Here is an 18,480-nt window from a genome sequence, read left to right on the forward strand (position 1 = left end):
TCATCGCAACAAAATTTATTAAAGTTAAATTTTGTTACCGAATTATCTAACCTTTACAATTTCGACCGAAGGGAGACTCGAGCGATAGCGAATTGGCGAAGCAAATCTCCGCAAGTAACTCCGTAACGAAAATCCAATCTTTGTCGAGCTTCTCGCGGAGATTTCTCCTTCGTCGAAATGACAAAAATGCATAAAACAATTTTATAATTTATGTTTTATGTTCATTATACCCTTGGTTCTAAACTTTGACAAAGTTGACCGTTGAGTTTGTTCTATGTTTGAAAACTAGTTTCTTTTTCTTCTCTTTTAAGTCAGAATAAAACCTATGTTTCTATGTGTTTAGAATTTTAAACTCAACAAAGCTTATTTTATAACTTTATAATGTTTTAAACCTTCCAAAATTCCCTCTGAAGCTGAATTTTTAGCGACATAAATATTTTTGGTTGTTTCGTAATCGGCAAGTTCAGAACTTCGATTTCCAACAATAATTCCTTTCACTGGACCTCTAAACATATCAACATCGTTTCCAGAATCTCCCGCAGCAATTACATTTCCTAAAGGAATTGACCATTTTCTGCATAAAAATTTAATAGCATTTCCTTTAGAAGCCCTTTTCGGAATAAAATCTAAAAACTGACCGTGACTCGGAATAATATTGACTTTGTACCATCCCGTTCCTAAAATTTGAATTAACTCATCATGATCGTAATGTTCTTTATCATAATAATAAGAGATTTTAAAAGGGTTTTGCGCTTCTTCTTCCTGAAGTTTAATCCATTTGATGCCTTTCAGTTTATTGACAATTTCGTCTCTTTTCCATCTTCCAGAGAGAAACTTGGCCCAACCTTTATCTAGAATATAATCCTTTCCGTTTGTATAATAGATTTCAGTTCCAACCGAACAGATAATAAAATCGGGCAGAGGGAATTCTTCTTCGTCAATTACTTTTTTTACGAGTTCCAAATTGCGTCCAGAAGCCATTGCAAAAGCCATTTTATCGGTGCGATTGGTTAAATGAGCTTTTAATTCTTTTAAACCTGGATTTGCAAGTTTTGGTTCTATTAAAGTGCCGTCAATATCTGAAACCAGTATGTGATCGATTTTTCTTTTCAATCGGTCGACATTGATATTGGGATAATGCTGTTTTTTGATTCCAGTCGAGGAAACAGATAAGTTTTCATTAATTATATCTACATAATGATTGACGTGGCTAACCCAGCTGTAATGTTTCTGAATATTGATCGCTCCATTATTCGAATAATATTTCCATTTATTTTCATCGGTCAGAATATTACGTAGCGCTTTTTTAATTTGGCTTTCTTCTTGTGGATTTACCAATTCTCCGTTTTGACAAACCGGAATAATTTCTGAGGGTCCACCATTTTTTGTTACCACGACGGGAAGTCCAGAACTAGCCGATTCTATTACGGTCAAGCCGAAGTTTTCATGCAAAGCTAAATTCACAAAAACACCTCTTTTTTCTGCGGCATAACGATAGATAATCGAAACTTCATTTTCAACATCATGTTTCTTCGGAATGGCCATTTTTCCGTACAAATCGTATTTATCCATCAAAAGAAGCAAATCTGTTAAAACGTTCTTTTCAGATTCTGGCATTTTGGCAATGTCTTTTCTTATACCCGCAAAAATGACCAGATTGGCTATGCTTTGGAGTTCTTTGTCTTTTCCGTAAACTTCAATTAAAGTGTTCAAGTTTTTATGACGGTCAGGTCTTGAAAGTGCCAGAATTATAGGCTTGTGCGGATTGGTTAAAAATTTAGAAATGCTTTCTGCAACCCAGTATTTTCGTTGCGCTTCTTCCATATGTTTGTCCGAATCGTTTTCTTGATAATAATAAGGAACAAATTTTCTGGTATCAATTCCAGGAGAAATGGCGTGGTATTTTCCTAATTCAAAGTTTTTGTATGCTTTGTAGGTTTCAATTTCCTGTTCGGTAGAAGTGACAATAAACTCTGCGAGTTCTAATGTTCTTTCTTCGGCGGCGATTCTGGCTTTAAACTTGTACTTTTTTTCCAGTTCTTCTTCCGTTTCTCCGCTTTCAATTAGTTTTTTCTTTTTGTAGAATCCTAAAGAATGTCCTGTATGGGCAAAAGGAATGTTTAAAACGGCTGATAATTCGGCTGCGGCATATCCAGCGTCTGCGTAGTGCGAGTGAATCCAATCTGGGAAAATATTGTGTTGTTTGATGTGTTGCATCGCTCCGTTCACAAAAGTATCAAGACCTTCCCAAAGCTGTTCTTTTGCTTTATATTTTTTCCCCAGAAACGGAATACGCCTTATATCCAGTTTATCATTAATAATTTCTATAGGTACGGCGTATTCTGCCGAAAGAGCGGGATCATCTATTAATCTGGTAAAAAGATGAACGTGCTCTACATCTTCATGTTGCGATAAAAATTCTGCTAGTTCGTATATATATTTGGTCTGACCTCCGTTGTCAGCATCTCGACCGATTTCGAGACCAGACCCTTTCAAAAGTCCGTGTATATTGATAAGAGAAATTCGTAATTTTTTCATCATTCTTCATTAATTATTTTAAAAATGCAAGTTACAGCGCTTGTATCGATTAGGAAGAAATAATTACATTTTAAATTTACATAGTTCCCATGTTTTTAATAGAAACGGTATGCTTTAAGTATAAAAAAAGCCTGATTTTTTTAAATCAGGCTGTAGTTTTTTCTTTTAGTTTTTATTGATCAGATTTTCAATGTCAAAGATTGAAATTTCGGGATTTCCACCTGCAGATCCGGCGACTAAAGCGCCTGTAGCACAAGCAAAATTTAAGGCCGCTTGCGGTTCTTTTCCATTTAAAAGTGAAGTGACCAAAGCTCCTAAAAAGGAATCTCCCGCACCAACGGTATCTTCAACTTTTATGGTATAACCTTCGTTTTCGTACAGATGTTTATCCCATAAAAGTAAAGCTCCATCTTTTCCTCTTGTCACGCAGATTGCTGTAGCATTGGTTAAAGAGCAGATGAAGTTCATGTTTTCTTCTAAAGTATTGTAAGGAGAATCTAATGCAGCGCTTATTTCCATTAGCTCTTCATCATTAAATTTGATGAAATTGGCTGCCTGCATTAAGTGCTGTAGAGTTTCGTAATCATAATGTGGTTTTCGAAGATTGACATCAAAAACTTTATAAGTATGTGTGTGGAGTAATTCTTCTAATGCTTTTCTAGAAACTTCATCTCTGCAGACCAAACTTCCATAAATTAAAACATCTGAGTTTACGACCAATTCTCTAGTTTCTTCGTTTAGGATAATTTTGTCCCAAGCCGAAGGATAAAGAATCTCATAAGTAGCCGATTTGCTTTCGTCTAAAGTTACATTTACCAATCCTGTCGGGAAATCATCAGATCTCAAAATAGTATTTGTTTCCAGGCCTAGTTTGCTGACTTCGTTTATAATTGCCTCTCCATCTGCATCATTTCCTACGCAGCTAATCATATTAGAATCAACGCCTAGGGCTTTCATGCGAAGGGCTACATTTAATGGCGCTCCACCAATTTTTTTTTCATTGCCAAAAATATCCCAAAGTACTTCTCCGAAAGCGACAGCTTTTAGTTTTTTGTCGTTGCTCATTTTAATTTTCTCTTATTTGTAAATATTAAATCGAGTGATTAGAGTTTCACGCGATTTCATAAAAATAAAAAAGAATAACGGTTTCTGCAACCCAAATCTAAAAATCATAACAATCTGTTCATTTTACAAATCATAAGATTTTGATTTCTATTTGTTTACGATATAGTCCTGTTTTGTAAAATTATAATTTAATTGAAGATGAAAAGAATCTGGGGTTTCCTAGATTAGAAATCCCATTAAACTAATAGGCAGATTTCATTTCACTACAAATTTTTCCCAACTCATTACAAAATGTAATTTTTCGTATTTATTTTATAAAAAAAATAAATTTCAATAACCTAAATTTGGTCATAATGCAAAAATCAAGACCATGGAAATCAATTTAATTTCAGATTCATTTTGGGGAAATAAGAAGAAAATCTCTCTCTGGGATCGATTATTCAGAAGAAATAAAACCGTAAGTAAAGCACTGACTACACCAGAGATTATTGGCCAAAATTGTCAAGGTTTGTTGCTAAAAAACGAAAATTTAAAATCTTTCCTTTTTTCGACAGATATGGCGCTTATTGAAAATAATGATGCCGATGCTATTTTGGCGGTTTATCCTTTTCCACCATCACCTAAAATAATCAAAACGCTGATAGATTTCTCTGGAAAACCTGTTGTCTGTGGTGTTGGAGGCGGAACAACTAAAGGGAAGAAGTCGGTAGAAATGGCAATTTATGCGGAAGAAGCAGGTGCATCGGGAATTATTGTAAATATTCCGTTTGAAAATAAGGACATCAAAAAAATAAGAGAAAAAATTGCAATACCGATTGTAGCAACTGTTGCTTCATCTGATTATGATTTTTTAAAAGGAAAAATCGATGCAGGAGTAAATATTTTCCATGTTTCTGGAGGATCACATACTGCTAAAATTGTAAAAGAAATTACGACTAAATTTCCCGATTTTCCTGTAATGGCAACTGGAGGGAAAAGTCTAAACAATATTGAAGAATCTATTCATTCGGGCTCAAAAGCAATTGTGCTTTCGCCACCATCCAATAAGGATTTGTTCAAAACCGTGATGGATAAATATCGAAATACGTTTGGCAATTTTTGATTTGATAATAAAGCAGATAAAATAAGAAAGGCAATCTCATACGATTGCCTTTCTTATTTTAAATTGGAAACTAATTAACCATGAGCTTCAACTGAAACGTCATTCCATTTTTCCCAGTTTTCTAATCTTTGCTCATAGCTTTGTTTTACGAATGGTAACGCTACTTTTCCTAGCAACAATCGTAACGGCGGATTTTCTGATTCTACCAAATTTACAACTGCTGGAGCTGTTGCTTGGACTTTTCCGAATATGTTTTCTCTTTCAGCTAGAGCTTTTTTAATTTCGTCATAATAAGGTAGACTTTCGCTGGTAATTCCAGTATGCCAGATATTAGATTCGTATCCGTTTGGTTCCAATAAAGTTACGTTGATTCCGAATTGTTTTACTTCAGATGCCAATGTTTCGCTTAAACCTTCAATTGCAAATTTAGAAGCACTGTAAAGTCCCATTCCCGTTGGTAAAGTTGCTAATCCTAAGATAGAAGAAACCTGAATAATATGGCCGCTTTTTTGGTCTCTCATTATTGGAATAACAGCTTGGGTTAACCATAATGTCCCAAAGAAATTCGTTTCAAATTGTTCTCTAGCTTCGCTTTCGCTTGCTTCTTCAACTGCGCCTGTAAGTGCGTAACCAGCATTATTAATCAAAACATCGATAGTTCCAAAATGCTGTTTTACTTTTTGAACCACTTCTAGTGATTCTTGACGGTTATTTACATCCAATTCTAAAGGTAAAATCGCATTTCCGTATTTTTCTTTTAAATCGTTTAAGGTTTCAAGGCTTCTAGCAGTTCCTGCTACATTGTATCCTTTAGCTAAAAAAGCTTCTGCCCAAGCTCTTCCAAATCCTTTTGAAGCTCCTGTAATTAAAATTGTTTTTGACATGGTATTTGTTTTTATAATTAATTAATTTTTAAAAATGACCAATCGGTCACTTTTTGAGTAAAAAAAATTATATCAATTTTTCAGATATAATTTTTTTAAGCGTTTTTTCTATTGTTTTCATATTATCGTTATTGCCAGACATACGGGACATTAAATGGCCTCCTTCAAGCATGGCAAAAAGCGCAATGGCAAATTCTGATGCATTCCATTCAGGATCAAATTCTTTATTAGCGATTCCTTTTTCTATAATAGAAGTTAAAAGCTGATGTCCACGTTTGATGGCGGTGTTTACTTTTTCTTTCACAATTGGGTTGGTATCGTCGGCTTCGGTTCCAAAGTTTAGCAAAGGACATCCGCCAATTACCGGTGGATTGATCGGATTACTAAAAAACTCGATATAGGCAAAAAGCTGGTCTTTGGCGCTTTTTCCTTCTTTAAGTGCCATTTCCAGTTTAGAGCTTAGTATTTTCATATTATGATCTACGGCAGCACAAGCTAAAACATCTTTGTTTTCAAAATGAACATACATGCTTCCTTTAGACAATTTGGTTGCGTCCATAATATCGCTCATAGAAGTTGCTGCAATTCCTTTTGTATTAAAAATAGGAGCGGCTTTTTCTATAATAAATTGTCTGGTTTCTTCACCTTTTGTCATGATAGATTGTAATTAATGATGCAAATATATGACCGATTGGTCATTTATGCAAATAAATTTTGCTTTTTTTGTTTAATTAGTTGTTTTACAAATAGCTAAAACAGCTTCATATACTCTAAAATAGTAACATTTGAAGCTGTTTATCATGATTAAAATGATTGAGGAAAATTAATTCGCTCGATTCCTTTCCTCTTCATTTCCAAAGTTTCTCTCTTTAGATTTTACACTTTGGTTTCCGAATTTGTAGCTTAAAGCAATTCTAAAAGCTCTTGAATCTCCATAATTTTTCATTGTATTCTTAATTCCGTTTGAATAATAAGAAATTAAAGGTTTTTGTGCATTCAATAGATCTTCTCCTGTCAAAGTAATCGAAAGGTTCTTTTTTAAAGCTAGAAATTTCACCGAAACATCTAAAATGTTCAAAGTAGAAATATTAAAAACCTGATAGCGTCCTGGCAATTGCAAACCATAATTTAAACCCAGAAAAAGAGTTTTAGATGGATTTACCGTAAAATCATTATTGGTGTAAATATAACCATTGTAACCATCTACAGAAGCAATTAAATTGGTTCTCGATTTTACATTTTGATAATTTAGATTGAATCCCATAAAGCTGTTCCACCAAGAATATTTATTGAAATTGTAATATGTTGAAAGACCGATTTGGTAAGTGTCAGCATAATTGATTGGCGTGCTTTTCGTGATATTGGTTTCAGGATCAATAATCGCTAATTCTTGCCCGAAATCAGAAACTTGAGAGAAATAAACATTATTTACCCATTTTTGATTGCGAATGTAAGAGAATTGTAAATTGTCTATAATAGAAGGCTTCAAAAACGGATTTCCTTCAGAATAATAAAACGGACTTGTTCTAATCACAAACGGATTTAAATAATCAAAATCAGGTCTGCGGATTCTTCGGCTGTAATTTAAAGAGTAGGAATTGTTATCATTTGCATTGTAAGTCACGTAAGCGGTTGGAAACAATTTAATATAATTGTTTTTGTTAGTTTGATTTCGATTTTCAGAATAACCTTCTGTTTGTGTTGCTTCGGTTCTTAAACCAATTTGCGTTTCCCATTTTTCGCTTAATTTTTTATTTGCAGAAAAATAGATTGCCTCGTTGTACTCTTTGTACGTGAATATATTAGAATAATTGGTGTCCAGAATTGGAGTTCCAGTTTCGTTGTCAAAAACCGTTAAATTATTTTTAGTATTCGTATAAAATCCTTTTCCGCCAAAGCTAATATTCGCCCAAGAATAAGGAAGATAAACATCCATTTTTGCTGAATAATTTTTCAATCGGTTCAAGTTAGAATTAATTGCTGCAAAATAAGTTCCAGGAATATTTTCTTTCTGATTATCCATTTCATTTCCCGAAAACGCACGTGAATCGTCTTTTTGGTAGTCAAAATAATCCAAATCTACTGTAATGTTTTCCCCTTCATTATTTAAATTAAAAACGTTATTCCAGTTTACCGAATTCATCTGCGGTTTGTTCTGTGCATTTACATGAGACAATACATAAGAATTGATTTCTCCCGCAGTATTGTAACGAGTTGTGAGCGGATTATTTGCTACATTTCTGTCATTAAAACTTCCCAAATATTTTACTCCAGAAGTCCAATTTTCGGTCAGCTTATAATCGGCACCAAAACCAATGCTCAATAAATGGGTTTTTGATTTGGTTGCAATATCTTGTTTCCAAACTTCATTAGGATAATAAATTCGGTTATCTGATGTCGTGCGAAATTGCTCTGTTCCTTTATTGATTGAAGCTTGAAGCGAAAGTTTATTGTAATTGTAAATAAATAATCCATTGATGTTTCCGCTTGCATAACTTCTTTGTGTATAGGTAGTTCCGAGATTAGCAGTCCACGAATTCGCTTTAGCAGTTTTCAATTTAATATTGATTAAGCCGCTATTTCCTTCCGCTTCATATTTTGCTGGAGGCGTTGTAATTACTTCAATACTTTTAATGTTATCTGCCGGAATCGATCTTAGAAACGCAACGAGATCTTCTTGAGTCATTTTATTCAAACGATCATCAATCATAACCAAAACTTCACCCTTTCCAACAATAGAAATCGTTTCGTTTTGAACTCTCAATGTTGGGGTTGATTTTAAAGCATCCAAAGCAGTTCCGCCAGTTGCAACAACAGAATTTTCGACATTAAAAACCAAACGATCTACTTTTTGCTCTACCAATTTTTTTCTTGATTTTACAGTTACGCCCTCTAATTGTACCAATTCTTTCACCTCGATTGTTCCTAAATCAAGATCTTGATTTACGATTATTTCTTCGTTGGTGAATTCGGTTCCAAACTGTTCTATAATTAAGCTATAGTTTCCTTTTTCAGTATTTAAAATAAAGTTACCTAAACTATCCGTTGAAGCTTGTTGATATAAAGTTTTATCTCCTTTTAATAAAGTTGCCGTTGCAAATTCGAGTGGCGTTTTGTTCTGATTGATGATTTTTCCTTTTACTGAAAATTGTTGGGCAAATACGTTAATTTGAAATAGAAATAAGACTGATACTAAAATGATTCTGTTCATGGTTTTAAAATTAATTACAGGACAAAACTGTTAGAATTAAAACCCAAAAACCACTTTTATCGACAAACCCCTTCGATTAATCTGCAAACCCGTAAAAATGCTTTTTCATGAATGTATATCTTTGTTTTAAAAATATACCGAATGTATAAAGGAACCATTACCAAAAAGCTCGAATGTCTAATTCATTTTATTTATTGGATTTTAATTCTTTATTTCACTTTCGTGAAAAACCCGATTGGAAGACAATTTTCTGTACCTGATCTTTTTCTTTGTACATACTTTATCGTTTTTATTATTACGTTTTATTTCAATTATTTGATTGTAATGAAAACGGTTTTTAAGACTTTTAAATGGAAAAGACTTTTTGCAGGAGTTTTTGTTTCGTATCTCGTTTTTACTTTTCTGAGATTCTTTTTTGAGCAAATTGTAACCAAACTTTTATTTGATAAAGTAAATTATACCGATGTTAATTTTCTGAACTATATGCTCGACAATTTGCATTACAGCAGTATGGCGATTATTTTGAGTTCGTTTCTTTGGTTTGTCATTTATTCGATTCGTCTTTTGGAATATAACAAGCTTATTCTAGAAGAAAATAAGAATACCGAGATTAAATTTTTGAAAGCACAGATTAATCCTCACTTTGTATTTAATACTTTAAATAACATTTACTCCATGGTTTATTTTCAATCAGATAAATCTTTGACTGCGATTGATAAATTGAGCCAGATTATGCGTTTTACAACTTATGAATCTCAGAAAGAAAAGATTAAATTATCAGACGAAGTTGATTATATAAAAGCGTATATTGAACTCGAACAATTGAGGCATCAGGAAAATGTTCGAGTTGATTTGAATGTCGAAATCAAAAATGAATTTGAAGAAATTCCGCCATACATTTTGTCGCCTTTGGTAGAAAATGCTTTAAAGCACGGAGAAGTTTCAGACTCAGAACCCATAGAAATTCAGCTAAAGGTTTCTTCTGAAAAATTGATTTTTAAAGTGAAAAATAAAATCGGAACGCAGAAAAAAGATAGTTTGGGCGGAATCGGATTAGATAATTTGCAAAAGCGTTTACAGATTCATTATCCCGAAAAACATCAAATAAAAATCACAAACGACGAAAACCATTTTACGGCTGAACTAGAAATAGATTTAAAATGACTAAAAAAATAAACTGCATAATTCTGGATGACGAGCCGTTTGCTGTCAAATTAATTGCCGATTACGCTTCTAAAATTTCAAGGTTAAATGTTCTGTATGCTGACAGTGATGTCTTTAAAGCAATTGAAGTTTTAAATACAGAATCTGTCGATTTGATTTTTATTGATATCCAGATGCCGCAATTGACAGGAATTGAATTAATGCAGATGTTCAATCAGAAATATAATTTTATTATTACGTCTGCTTATCCGCAATATGCGCTTGAAGCTTTTCAATTTCATGTGATTGATTATTTGCTAAAACCCATTACGTTCAATCGTTTTTATCAAAGTGTAGAAAAGTTCATTCGCTGGCAGGAAACGTTTCAAACTACTGAAAAAGCGGGAGATGATTTTCTATTTGTAAAAGCGGACCGAAAGCACTATAAAATTGCTCTAAACGATATTTTATATATTGAAGGATTACGAGATTATATCCGCATCCATACCAATGACGAAAAAATTATGGCATTGGAGAATATGAAAGATATTTTGGCGAAACTTCCGAATCAGTTTATTCGAATTCATCGTTCGTATATTATTCCAAAGGATAAAATTAAGGTTATTGATGGAAATCAGATTCTAATGAAAAGCGGTAATGCTTTACCAATAGGAGAGACGTATAGGAAGTTGGTTAGTGAATGGTTGGTGTAAGTTTGGAATGTTTTATAAATAGAGAATTAAACTAAAGTAAAAAGAAATGAAGAAATTCGAATTGTATTGGAGGGACCTTAATATCGGATCGATTGTTGAAACCAACTGGGATATGAGGAGTTCGGGAGATATTTCGTTTAAATTTGATTATTTGGCTGAACCATCTGAAAATGAACATTTGGCTGACTATATTAAATTCTCTATAAATGATAGCATTTTATTAGGTGAAGGAGTTGAGGATGATGATTTGGTTTTGGCTCAATCAGAAGAGAAAAAAAAATATCTTGATTTAATAGTTGATACTACTACAGATTGGTACATTCTCAATGAGAAAGGAGATAAAAGTATAATTCTTTGTCCCATATTTCATGAAGATAATCAAATAACCTGGATGAAAGATTCGGACTATTTTTAATTTTTGTTTTGATCTCTCTAATCAGCGAATGTTATTTGTGATTTAAAAATTTCGATATATTTACAAAAGAAAAATTCTATTACTAATTTAGAAAATAGCTTATAATTCATTTATACTAATACTACCAATGCATATTATTTATCAAAGCCCTAGAATAATTATCCGCGAATTTTTGCCTGAAGAAAAACAGACATTCTTTGATCTTTTTGTAGATAAACAGGTGACGCAATATCTTCCTGATACTTCACCAGAAAGATGTGCCGAAATGTTTAATGAACTGCAAGAAAATTATAAAAACAAAAATCTCAGCCGTTGGGCAATATTCGACCCTGCGGATAATAGTTTTATCGGAATGTGTGTTGCCCGTATTTTTGTTCACAATACAGATCAGATAGAGATCGGGTATGTGCTTAGTAGAGCATATTGGGGAAAAGGTATTGCCACAGAAGTATGCAGAGCTATGACTCAATATAGCTTTGAAAATACAAAGACAAATGAAGTTGTAGCCATAACAGATCTTGAGAACGCCGGATCGCAAAATGTGCTGCAAAAAGTGGGGTTCAAACGATTAAACAATCTGATAAGAAACGGGGAGGAGCTTGCTTATTTTAAGATAGAGAGATTGTAGTTTCATTTTATTTTTAAAATTTGGACAAAATCATACATACTTTTTTAGATTTTCCCATTTAAATTCTAAATTGCGCCTAAGTTAAAAAACTATGAACAGATACAGCTTTTTGGAAATAGCGGCACTTATAGGAATATTTTTGGTGCTGTTTCTTGCCTTATTTCTGTTTACCGTTAAAACAAAATATAAATTGGCAAATTGCCTTCTTGCCTTTTTTCTTTTTGCATGTGCTGCAGATGCATTGAAATTTTTGATGCGTGATTTCCCTGTTAATTACATCAATCTAGAAGCATTTCGATGGACCATCAACTATTTGGCTCCAGCCTCTTTTTATCTCTATGTATTGTCGATCTGTTTTTCTGGCTTTAGATTGAAACCGAAGCATTTACTGCACGTCATTCCGTTTGCCGCTTTCAATCTGTATTTAATGACGGGGATATATTTTCAGGATAGAGTCGCGAAAGTGAGTTTCATAAACGCTATGAATCAAACATCTGTCATGCAGTTTTTTTATTTTCTTTTCGAAATTTTATTTCAAGTTTATTTTATCGCTTCATTTTTGGCGGTTAAAAAAGCTAAAACCGTCTATCTTGAGAATTATACGAATCCGGATATCTCTTTGCTTAATGCACTTTATAGAGTAACAATTCTATATTATGCTTTACATTTTATAGTGCTTTTAAGGTGGCTGGTTACTTTTATCTTTGGTTTGGGAGAAGTAAGAGCTTGGATTGTAACTCTTGACGGGTTTGCGTTTTTATTCTGCACTTGCTGGTATCTGTTTGCGGCGTTAAATAATCCAGAGTTTTTCAGAGGCATCAATTCCCAATTTAAACCGATTGCAGATGCTGTCTCGAAACAGAAATCGCCTCCTGCAATGGATGAGGAAAAAAATAGACAGATAGAATCCTTGAAAGATTTTATGATTGAAAAGGAACCTTACCTGGATTCTTCATTGACGATCCAGGATTTGGCTGAACAATTGAAAATGCCCGTTAAAGATTTGTCTGCGCTGATTAACCTATATATGGATAAGCACTTTTTCGATTTCGTAAATGAGTATAGGATTGAAAAAGCTAAAGAAATTCTAAAAGATCCTCTGGAGAAAGAGCTTACCATTCTTGAAATTCTCTATAAGGTAGGCTTCAATTCCAAATCATCGTTTAGCTCTTCTTTTAAAAAATATACCGGAAAAACTCCGACTGATTTTAGAAAAGACTCGAATTAATTCATTTTTTTCCAAGAAAAGGGTTCGACTTTTTTTAATCGGTCGCGTATTGAAGCGTTTTAAAGCATATTTGCAGAAAGTTTTAGACAATCAATCAAAATTCTATCTCCGAAAAATTTATTAAAAATGAAGATCAAGTTTTTATTATTGGCAGCCATTCTATCTGCAAATGTGCTTTCTGCCCAAAAATCAAGTGACGTTAAAGAAGCGAAGAAGACACCTCAAAATTCCATCCCACGACAGTCAGCCGTTTTCGGACAAATTGATTCCCTAATGGCAACGTCCTATGAAAGAGGGCTATTTAATGGGAACGTCCTTATCGTTAAAAACAATAAAATTATCTATCAGAAATCATTCGGTTTTACCGATGAAACCAAGAAGACTCTCCTAAGTGACAATTCCATATTCAATATTGGCTCTATCGCAAAGGAATTTAATGCCGTTTCAATAATGATTCTAGCTGAACGCGGGCTTCTTAATCTTGATGACCATATATCCAAATTTGATTTGGGATTGCCAAAATGGTCAGAAAAAGTTACGATAAGGCATCTTATCAATTATGCTAGCGGCATTGCCAGAATTGACCCCATAGTGCCTAAAAATGACGAAGAGGCTTGGAAAATCTTGAGAAACAGCGACAGTTTGCTGTTTGAGCCCGGAACTGCCTACAGGTATGACAATAGCAATGTGTTTTTACAGAGACGAATTATTGAAAAGGTATCCGGAATGTCATACGAGGAATTTGTCCTTAAAAATATAGTTGGACCATTGAAAATGACAAACTCGGTATTTGATCCGAAATCTGGCTATAAAAATAGAACGTCTTGTTATGATTTGGATAATGCGAGATGTCCAGAATTGGAATTTATTAGCGGATGGCTCTGGACGGATACAAATGATCTTTATAAATGGATTGAAGGAATGAATAGCAACCGTCTGATATCCGAGAAATCCTTTTACACACTGCTAGAAAACCCATATGCAGTCGACGAAGGCGGATCACTTGGCAGATACTTCGAAAAAGACGAGCTGCAGAGGCACAATGGGGTATCGTATAAATTTGAATCTATTTTCTTAAACGATTTTAAAAATAAGATAACGATAATCCTATTGTCCAATAATCTGAATAGGGTTTGGGATCTAGGCTACAGCATCCACAGCCTAATGTTAGGAAAGGAATACGAAATCCCTAAAAAATCTATTCATTTAGCTATCAGAAAGGAAACGCTAAATGATGTAGAGAAAGGCATTGAGGCTTACTATCTGCTCAAAAAAAAATCTGAAAAGGAATACAGCTTTGGGAATCCGAGCGAACTCAATGCATTGGGATATGAACTATTAAGGGCCGGCAAAACTAATGGGGCAATAGAGATATTCAAGTTGGCAACAAAAGAGTTTTCTTCAAATGCCAATCTGTTTGACAGTTTAGGTGAAGCCTATTATATTAATAAACAGTACGATTTGGCATTAAATAGCTATGCAAAAGCAATAAAACTTGGCGGAACAAACGGAAACGCAGAAAAAATGATAGAGAAAATCGAGAAGATAAAAGAAAGTAATTAGTCATGTCATAAATTTGACTTTTATCATAAGAGGGAATTATTTAATTCCCTCTTGTACTTTTAGTTAGTTATAATTTTCATCTTTTTTCTCAGACTTATTTTATTTTTGATTTTAACTGGTGACGGGGGAATGAGAAGATTATTTAGGGACAATTTATTTCTAAGGATTAAATAAGATTAGTAGAATTATTGGTAAGGGTTGTGGTTTCGCTGCTATTTTACGCCCTAATTTGTTGAGGAAATTTAAATCCTAAAATGTCGTTGGACTGAAGTTCAAAATTGATTTATTTCTTTAAGATATTGTTAGTTCTTCCGGCTGGATAAAATATTGAATTAATTGTATTTTAAATTTGATTAATTTGATAGAATTAATATATTTACATCGAAATAAAATCTGACAAATTTTTTATTAATGATAATGTGATTATGATTTTAAAATACATCTAAATCAATTTGCAAAAAATTATAGAAGAATGTATTATAAAATATATTAACAAGTGTATTTGTATTTTATTTAATGAATGTGTAAAAAAATTATTATATAATTTAAAAAACAAAACAAAAAATCAGGAAAAGAAGTGACATTAATTAATGTAGGTGGAATTTTTTTTGACTGCCTGATGGCATACTCACTATTAGAAATCAATTTTGATTATTGTTACAGTACGGCTTAATTTGAGATATCGATCATGTGAAACAAAGAACAAAAGAGTAAATCTATAGCAGATAACTATAAAAAACAAACCAAGTGCACGTGGTAGATTTTAGAGAAATGATCTGCGAAAGATTTTCAATTAATTATTAACTATAACAAACATGAAAATCATGAAAAAAATGAGTTTTAAAGACATGAAAGAAAATGCTCTTAAAAGAGATCAAATGAGAATGATTTCTGGAGGCTGTGACGAGTGCGGAGCTGCAACGAAAGAATGCGGTGAGGAATGCGGAGGCGATGCAGGAGGCTGTGATGGATACTGCGACTACTGCAGAAACGGAAAGTGCGACTGCTAAGATTATCCAATCCTAGTTAACAAAGTAAAGGAATTGCATGCAATTCCTTTACTGACATTAAAAAATAGAAATGCAGGAATTGTCATTCCTGCTTCTTTAAATAGATAAGCCAATGCATTATTTAAAAAAAATCTCCTTGTTAAACTGTCCTGAAATTAGCTGTTTAGGAAACACAAAAAAAATGTTCAAAACGGCTCTTCTTCTTTTTTTAGTTTCCATTTCTCTATCTGCCCAGAAATTAGGCAATAGAACTGCATTCGAACTAAGGGGTGCAGGTAAAGGATTAAGTATTGATAAGATCTATCTGGTTTACGAAGTTGGCGACAAAAGAATCTATGACTCGGCTAAAATAGATAATAACAAATTTATTTTGAAAGGAAATATCGATTATCCCACAAGAGCCACTTTATGCAATAATCGAGAGTTTAGTATGAGCAGAAGCAATTCTATAGAATTGTTCCTTGAACCAGCCATAATGGAAATAAAGTTAGATTTTTATGATTTTTCAACAGCAGAGGTGAAGGGCAGTAAAACACAAGACGAATATTCCCAACTTCAAAAAGTAAAAAACGGCGTATATAGTAAAAGAGATTCTATCTCATTGCTTATAAGATCGTATTTTGACAGGATCACTGTCGCCTCAGACCCGCAGATTAAATTGGAACTGGAACATCAATTGGAAATTTTGGAAAAACTGTCAGATCAAAATAAAATCACAGAAATGGAGATGGATTTTAATTTTATCAGGCAGAATCCGTCTTCGTTTATAGCTCCCTCTTTACTTTACTACAGATTGGCTAAGAAAGAAGGGCTTTTAAATTATGAAACTATTATTTCTCTTGCTGATGGACTGTCAAAAGAAGTAAAAGAATCTCCATCGGGAGTGAGGCTTTTTAAAAGAATCTCCGACTTTAGAAACAGTAAAGTGGGAAGCATTGCTCCTGATTTTATATTAAAAGATTATAATGGAGAGGTGATCCCTCTGGCAACCTTTCGGGAAAAAAAATATGTTCTGATAGATTTCTGGGCCAGCTGGTGCGAGCCTTGCAGGGATGATCTGCCTTTTCTTAAAGATGCCTATGAGAAATATAAAGATAAAGGATTTGAAATTATCAGCATATCCAGAGATAAGAATTTAAATTCATGGAGGAAAGCAATCGCCGATGAAAAAATTGGTTTATGGAAGCATATATCCGTTGCTGAAAATCAGACAAAAATTGAAGATAATTATCTTGTGACAGCAATTCCTGTTAAGATTCTAATTAACAAACGGGGCGAAATAATTGGACGATGGAAAGGCAGTGGAGATGAAAATAAAATGGAATTAAAAAAAATACTTGAAAAAACTTTTGACAAAGAATAAAATTTCTAAAACATTTAGATTAAGAGCTTAATATATGACCGAAAATTTCACTTATCTTTTTCAGTATTTAGAAAAAGAAGAACTACCAATTGATAAATCTGAATTTTCATTCCAGGTGCAGTCGCATCCTGATTACCCCACTTTACTGGCTATATCGGATACTTTAAATTTTTTCTCTATAGAAAATTTTGCTATAAATATTGATTTCGATGATATTGAAATTTTGCCCGATAGATTTATTGCCGTTCTAAAAAATGACAATGGTAAAAAGACGCCCTATTTTATTGAAAGGAAAGAAAGTTCCTATTTCACATATAAAGGAAAAAAAATAGTTGAATATGATAGAGAGCTTTTGGAGCAAAGATGGGGCGGGACTGTTTTATTGGCAGAAAAGACTAATGAAATTGAAACGGGATCTAAAAATAATTATTCATTCATTTTGCCCTCTTTATCTTTAATTCTGCTTGGCATCCTATATTTCAATGCTGATGAAAGCCTTACGACAAAGATTTTTGCCATTTTCCCAATGATCGGCCTTTTGTTTTCAATTGCGGCACTAAAAGATCTGTTTGGTACAAAGAGCGCATTAATTGCAAAATTCTGCAATATTTCAAACGACACAAGCTGTGAGGCTATACTTAACTCAGATAAATGGAAATTATTCAAATTTTTAAATTTCAGTAGTTTAAGCATCGTGTTTTTTGCGTCTCAGTTTATAGGCCTCTTTGTATTGATACTTGCCGGAAATTCAAATGATTTTTTTATAATTCAAAAAGCATTGCTCTATTGTACTATACCGATCATTGTCCTATCGCTTTATTATCAAAAAATAGTTGAAAAAAAATGGTGCCCGATATGCTTGGCAATAATATTTACTTTATTGGCAGAGCTATTGTATGTCGAAGTATTTCTTGAAAACAGTGTAGGCATTTCGCTCAGATCAATTTTAATATTTGCATTCCTATTTCTGGCTATATCATTTATTTGGTCACTGCTCAAACAGATGTTGGCAAAGCATAATGAGCTGAAAGAAATGAATTTTAAAGCGACGAGATTTATACGCAACTATAAAATTTTTAAGATTGTCTTGTTATCCAGATCAAAATTAGATATGCTTCAAAGTCCAATCCAACTTGGAAATGCAAACAGTAAAGTCCAAATAACCATAATCACAAATCCTTTTTGCGGCTACTGTAAGGATGCCGATGCATTATTGGCTAAAATTTTGAAGCTTCATGGAGAAAAAGTAAAAATCAATGTGCTGATGGGGATTGATATTGAAAAAGAAAGAGATGAGAAAAAACTGCTGTTAAGGAGCCTGATGGCAATTTATCTGGAAAAGGGACAAGAGGCTTATAGCGAAGCATTAGCCAATTGGTTTGAAGAGAAAAATATTGGCGAATGGCTACAGAAATATAAAATAGATTTTGATATTTTGAAAATCGATGAATTATTTGCCAAACAGTTCATCTGGTGCCAAAATAACCATTTCCAATTAACGCCTACACTTTTTATTAATGGATATCATTATCCTAAGGTGTATGATAGGCAAAATTTAGAATATTTCATAAATGAATTGATTGAGGATGATCTTTAAATGAAGATAATTGAGGTCTT

General features: G+C 33.2%; 15 protein-coding genes. 10 read left to right on the forward strand and 5 right to left on the reverse strand.

The features are described 5' to 3' along the window. Positions 1-363 precede the first annotated feature (363 nt). Complete coding sequence (locus AC3Y25_RS20835) at positions 364-2,541, reverse strand: HAD-IIB family hydrolase (RefSeq protein ID WP_489904055.1); 2,178 nt, start codon at positions 2,539-2,541, stop codon at positions 364-366. Between the two features lie 162 nt (positions 2,542-2,703). Further along, positions 2,704-3,603, reverse strand: coding sequence for a carbohydrate kinase family protein (locus AC3Y25_RS20840; RefSeq protein ID WP_489904056.1), 900 nt, complete (start codon positions 3,601-3,603; stop codon positions 2,704-2,706). Positions 3,604-3,973: 370 nt separating this feature from the next. Here AC3Y25_RS20840 and AC3Y25_RS20845 point away from each other — a divergent pair, with 370 nt between their 5' ends. Then, positions 3,974-4,705: a hypothetical protein gene (locus AC3Y25_RS20845; protein ID WP_427873930.1), complete on the forward strand. Its 732-nt coding sequence runs from the start codon at positions 3,974-3,976 to the stop codon at positions 4,703-4,705. A 74-nt stretch (positions 4,706-4,779) separates the two neighbouring features. Here the strand turns inward: AC3Y25_RS20845 and AC3Y25_RS20850 are convergent, their stop codons facing one another. From AC3Y25_RS20850 to AC3Y25_RS20860, 3 genes are all read right to left on the reverse strand, one after another. Then, positions 4,780-5,589, reverse strand: coding sequence for an SDR family NAD(P)-dependent oxidoreductase (locus AC3Y25_RS20850; protein ID WP_489904057.1), 810 nt, complete (start codon positions 5,587-5,589; stop codon positions 4,780-4,782). Between the two features lie 67 nt (positions 5,590-5,656). After that, a complete protein-coding gene (locus tag AC3Y25_RS20855; protein ID WP_489904058.1) occupies positions 5,657-6,244 on the reverse strand; it encodes a TetR/AcrR family transcriptional regulator in 588 nt (195 codons plus the stop codon). Between the two features lie 168 nt (positions 6,245-6,412). Further along, the gene (locus AC3Y25_RS20860) at positions 6,413-8,800 is read right to left on the reverse strand and encodes an outer membrane beta-barrel protein (RefSeq protein WP_489904059.1); all 2,388 of its coding nucleotides are present in this window, start codon (positions 8,798-8,800) and stop codon (positions 6,413-6,415) included. Positions 8,801-8,941: 141 nt separating this feature from the next. Here AC3Y25_RS20860 and AC3Y25_RS20865 point away from each other — a divergent pair, with 141 nt between their 5' ends. The 9 genes from AC3Y25_RS20865 to AC3Y25_RS20905 all read left to right on the forward strand — a co-directional run bounded on the left by AC3Y25_RS20865 (position 8,942) and on the right by AC3Y25_RS20905 (position 18,460). After that, positions 8,942-9,964: a sensor histidine kinase gene (locus AC3Y25_RS20865; protein WP_489904060.1), complete on the forward strand. Its 1,023-nt coding sequence runs from the start codon at positions 8,942-8,944 to the stop codon at positions 9,962-9,964. After that, positions 9,961-10,656, forward strand: coding sequence for a LytR/AlgR family response regulator transcription factor (locus tag AC3Y25_RS20870; RefSeq protein ID WP_489904061.1), 696 nt, complete (start codon positions 9,961-9,963; stop codon positions 10,654-10,656). The genes AC3Y25_RS20865 and AC3Y25_RS20870 overlap by 4 nt, the downstream gene beginning before the upstream one ends. Positions 10,657-10,702: 46 nt before the next feature. Further along, positions 10,703-11,071 (forward strand): hypothetical protein, encoded by a 369-nt coding sequence (locus AC3Y25_RS20875; RefSeq protein ID WP_489904062.1) that lies wholly within the window; start codon positions 10,703-10,705, stop codon positions 11,069-11,071. A 127-nt stretch (positions 11,072-11,198) separates the two neighbouring features. Further along, positions 11,199-11,699: a GNAT family N-acetyltransferase gene (locus tag AC3Y25_RS20880; protein WP_489904063.1), complete on the forward strand. Its 501-nt coding sequence runs from the start codon at positions 11,199-11,201 to the stop codon at positions 11,697-11,699. Between the two features lie 91 nt (positions 11,700-11,790). Next, a complete protein-coding gene (locus tag AC3Y25_RS20885; protein ID WP_489904064.1) occupies positions 11,791-12,927 on the forward strand; it encodes a helix-turn-helix domain-containing protein in 1,137 nt (378 codons plus the stop codon). A 126-nt stretch (positions 12,928-13,053) separates the two neighbouring features. Then, positions 13,054-14,490 carry a serine hydrolase gene (locus AC3Y25_RS20890; protein WP_489904065.1) on the forward strand — a complete coding sequence of 479 codons (1,437 nt, stop codon included), beginning with the start codon at positions 13,054-13,056 and terminating at the stop codon, positions 14,488-14,490. A gap of 824 nt (positions 14,491-15,314) precedes the next feature. Beyond that, positions 15,315-15,500 (forward strand): hypothetical protein, encoded by a 186-nt coding sequence (locus AC3Y25_RS20895; RefSeq protein WP_141248145.1) that lies wholly within the window; start codon positions 15,315-15,317, stop codon positions 15,498-15,500. A 112-nt stretch (positions 15,501-15,612) separates the two neighbouring features. Further along, positions 15,613-16,863 (forward strand): thioredoxin-like domain-containing protein, encoded by a 1,251-nt coding sequence (locus AC3Y25_RS20900; RefSeq protein ID WP_489904066.1) that lies wholly within the window; start codon positions 15,613-15,615, stop codon positions 16,861-16,863. Positions 16,864-16,897: 34 nt separating this feature from the next. Next, positions 16,898-18,460 (forward strand): vitamin K epoxide reductase family protein, encoded by a 1,563-nt coding sequence (locus AC3Y25_RS20905; RefSeq protein WP_489904067.1) that lies wholly within the window; start codon positions 16,898-16,900, stop codon positions 18,458-18,460. The last annotated feature ends 20 nt before the right edge of the window (positions 18,461-18,480 follow it).

This window comes from Flavobacterium sp. LK-23 (genome assembly GCF_058135255.1).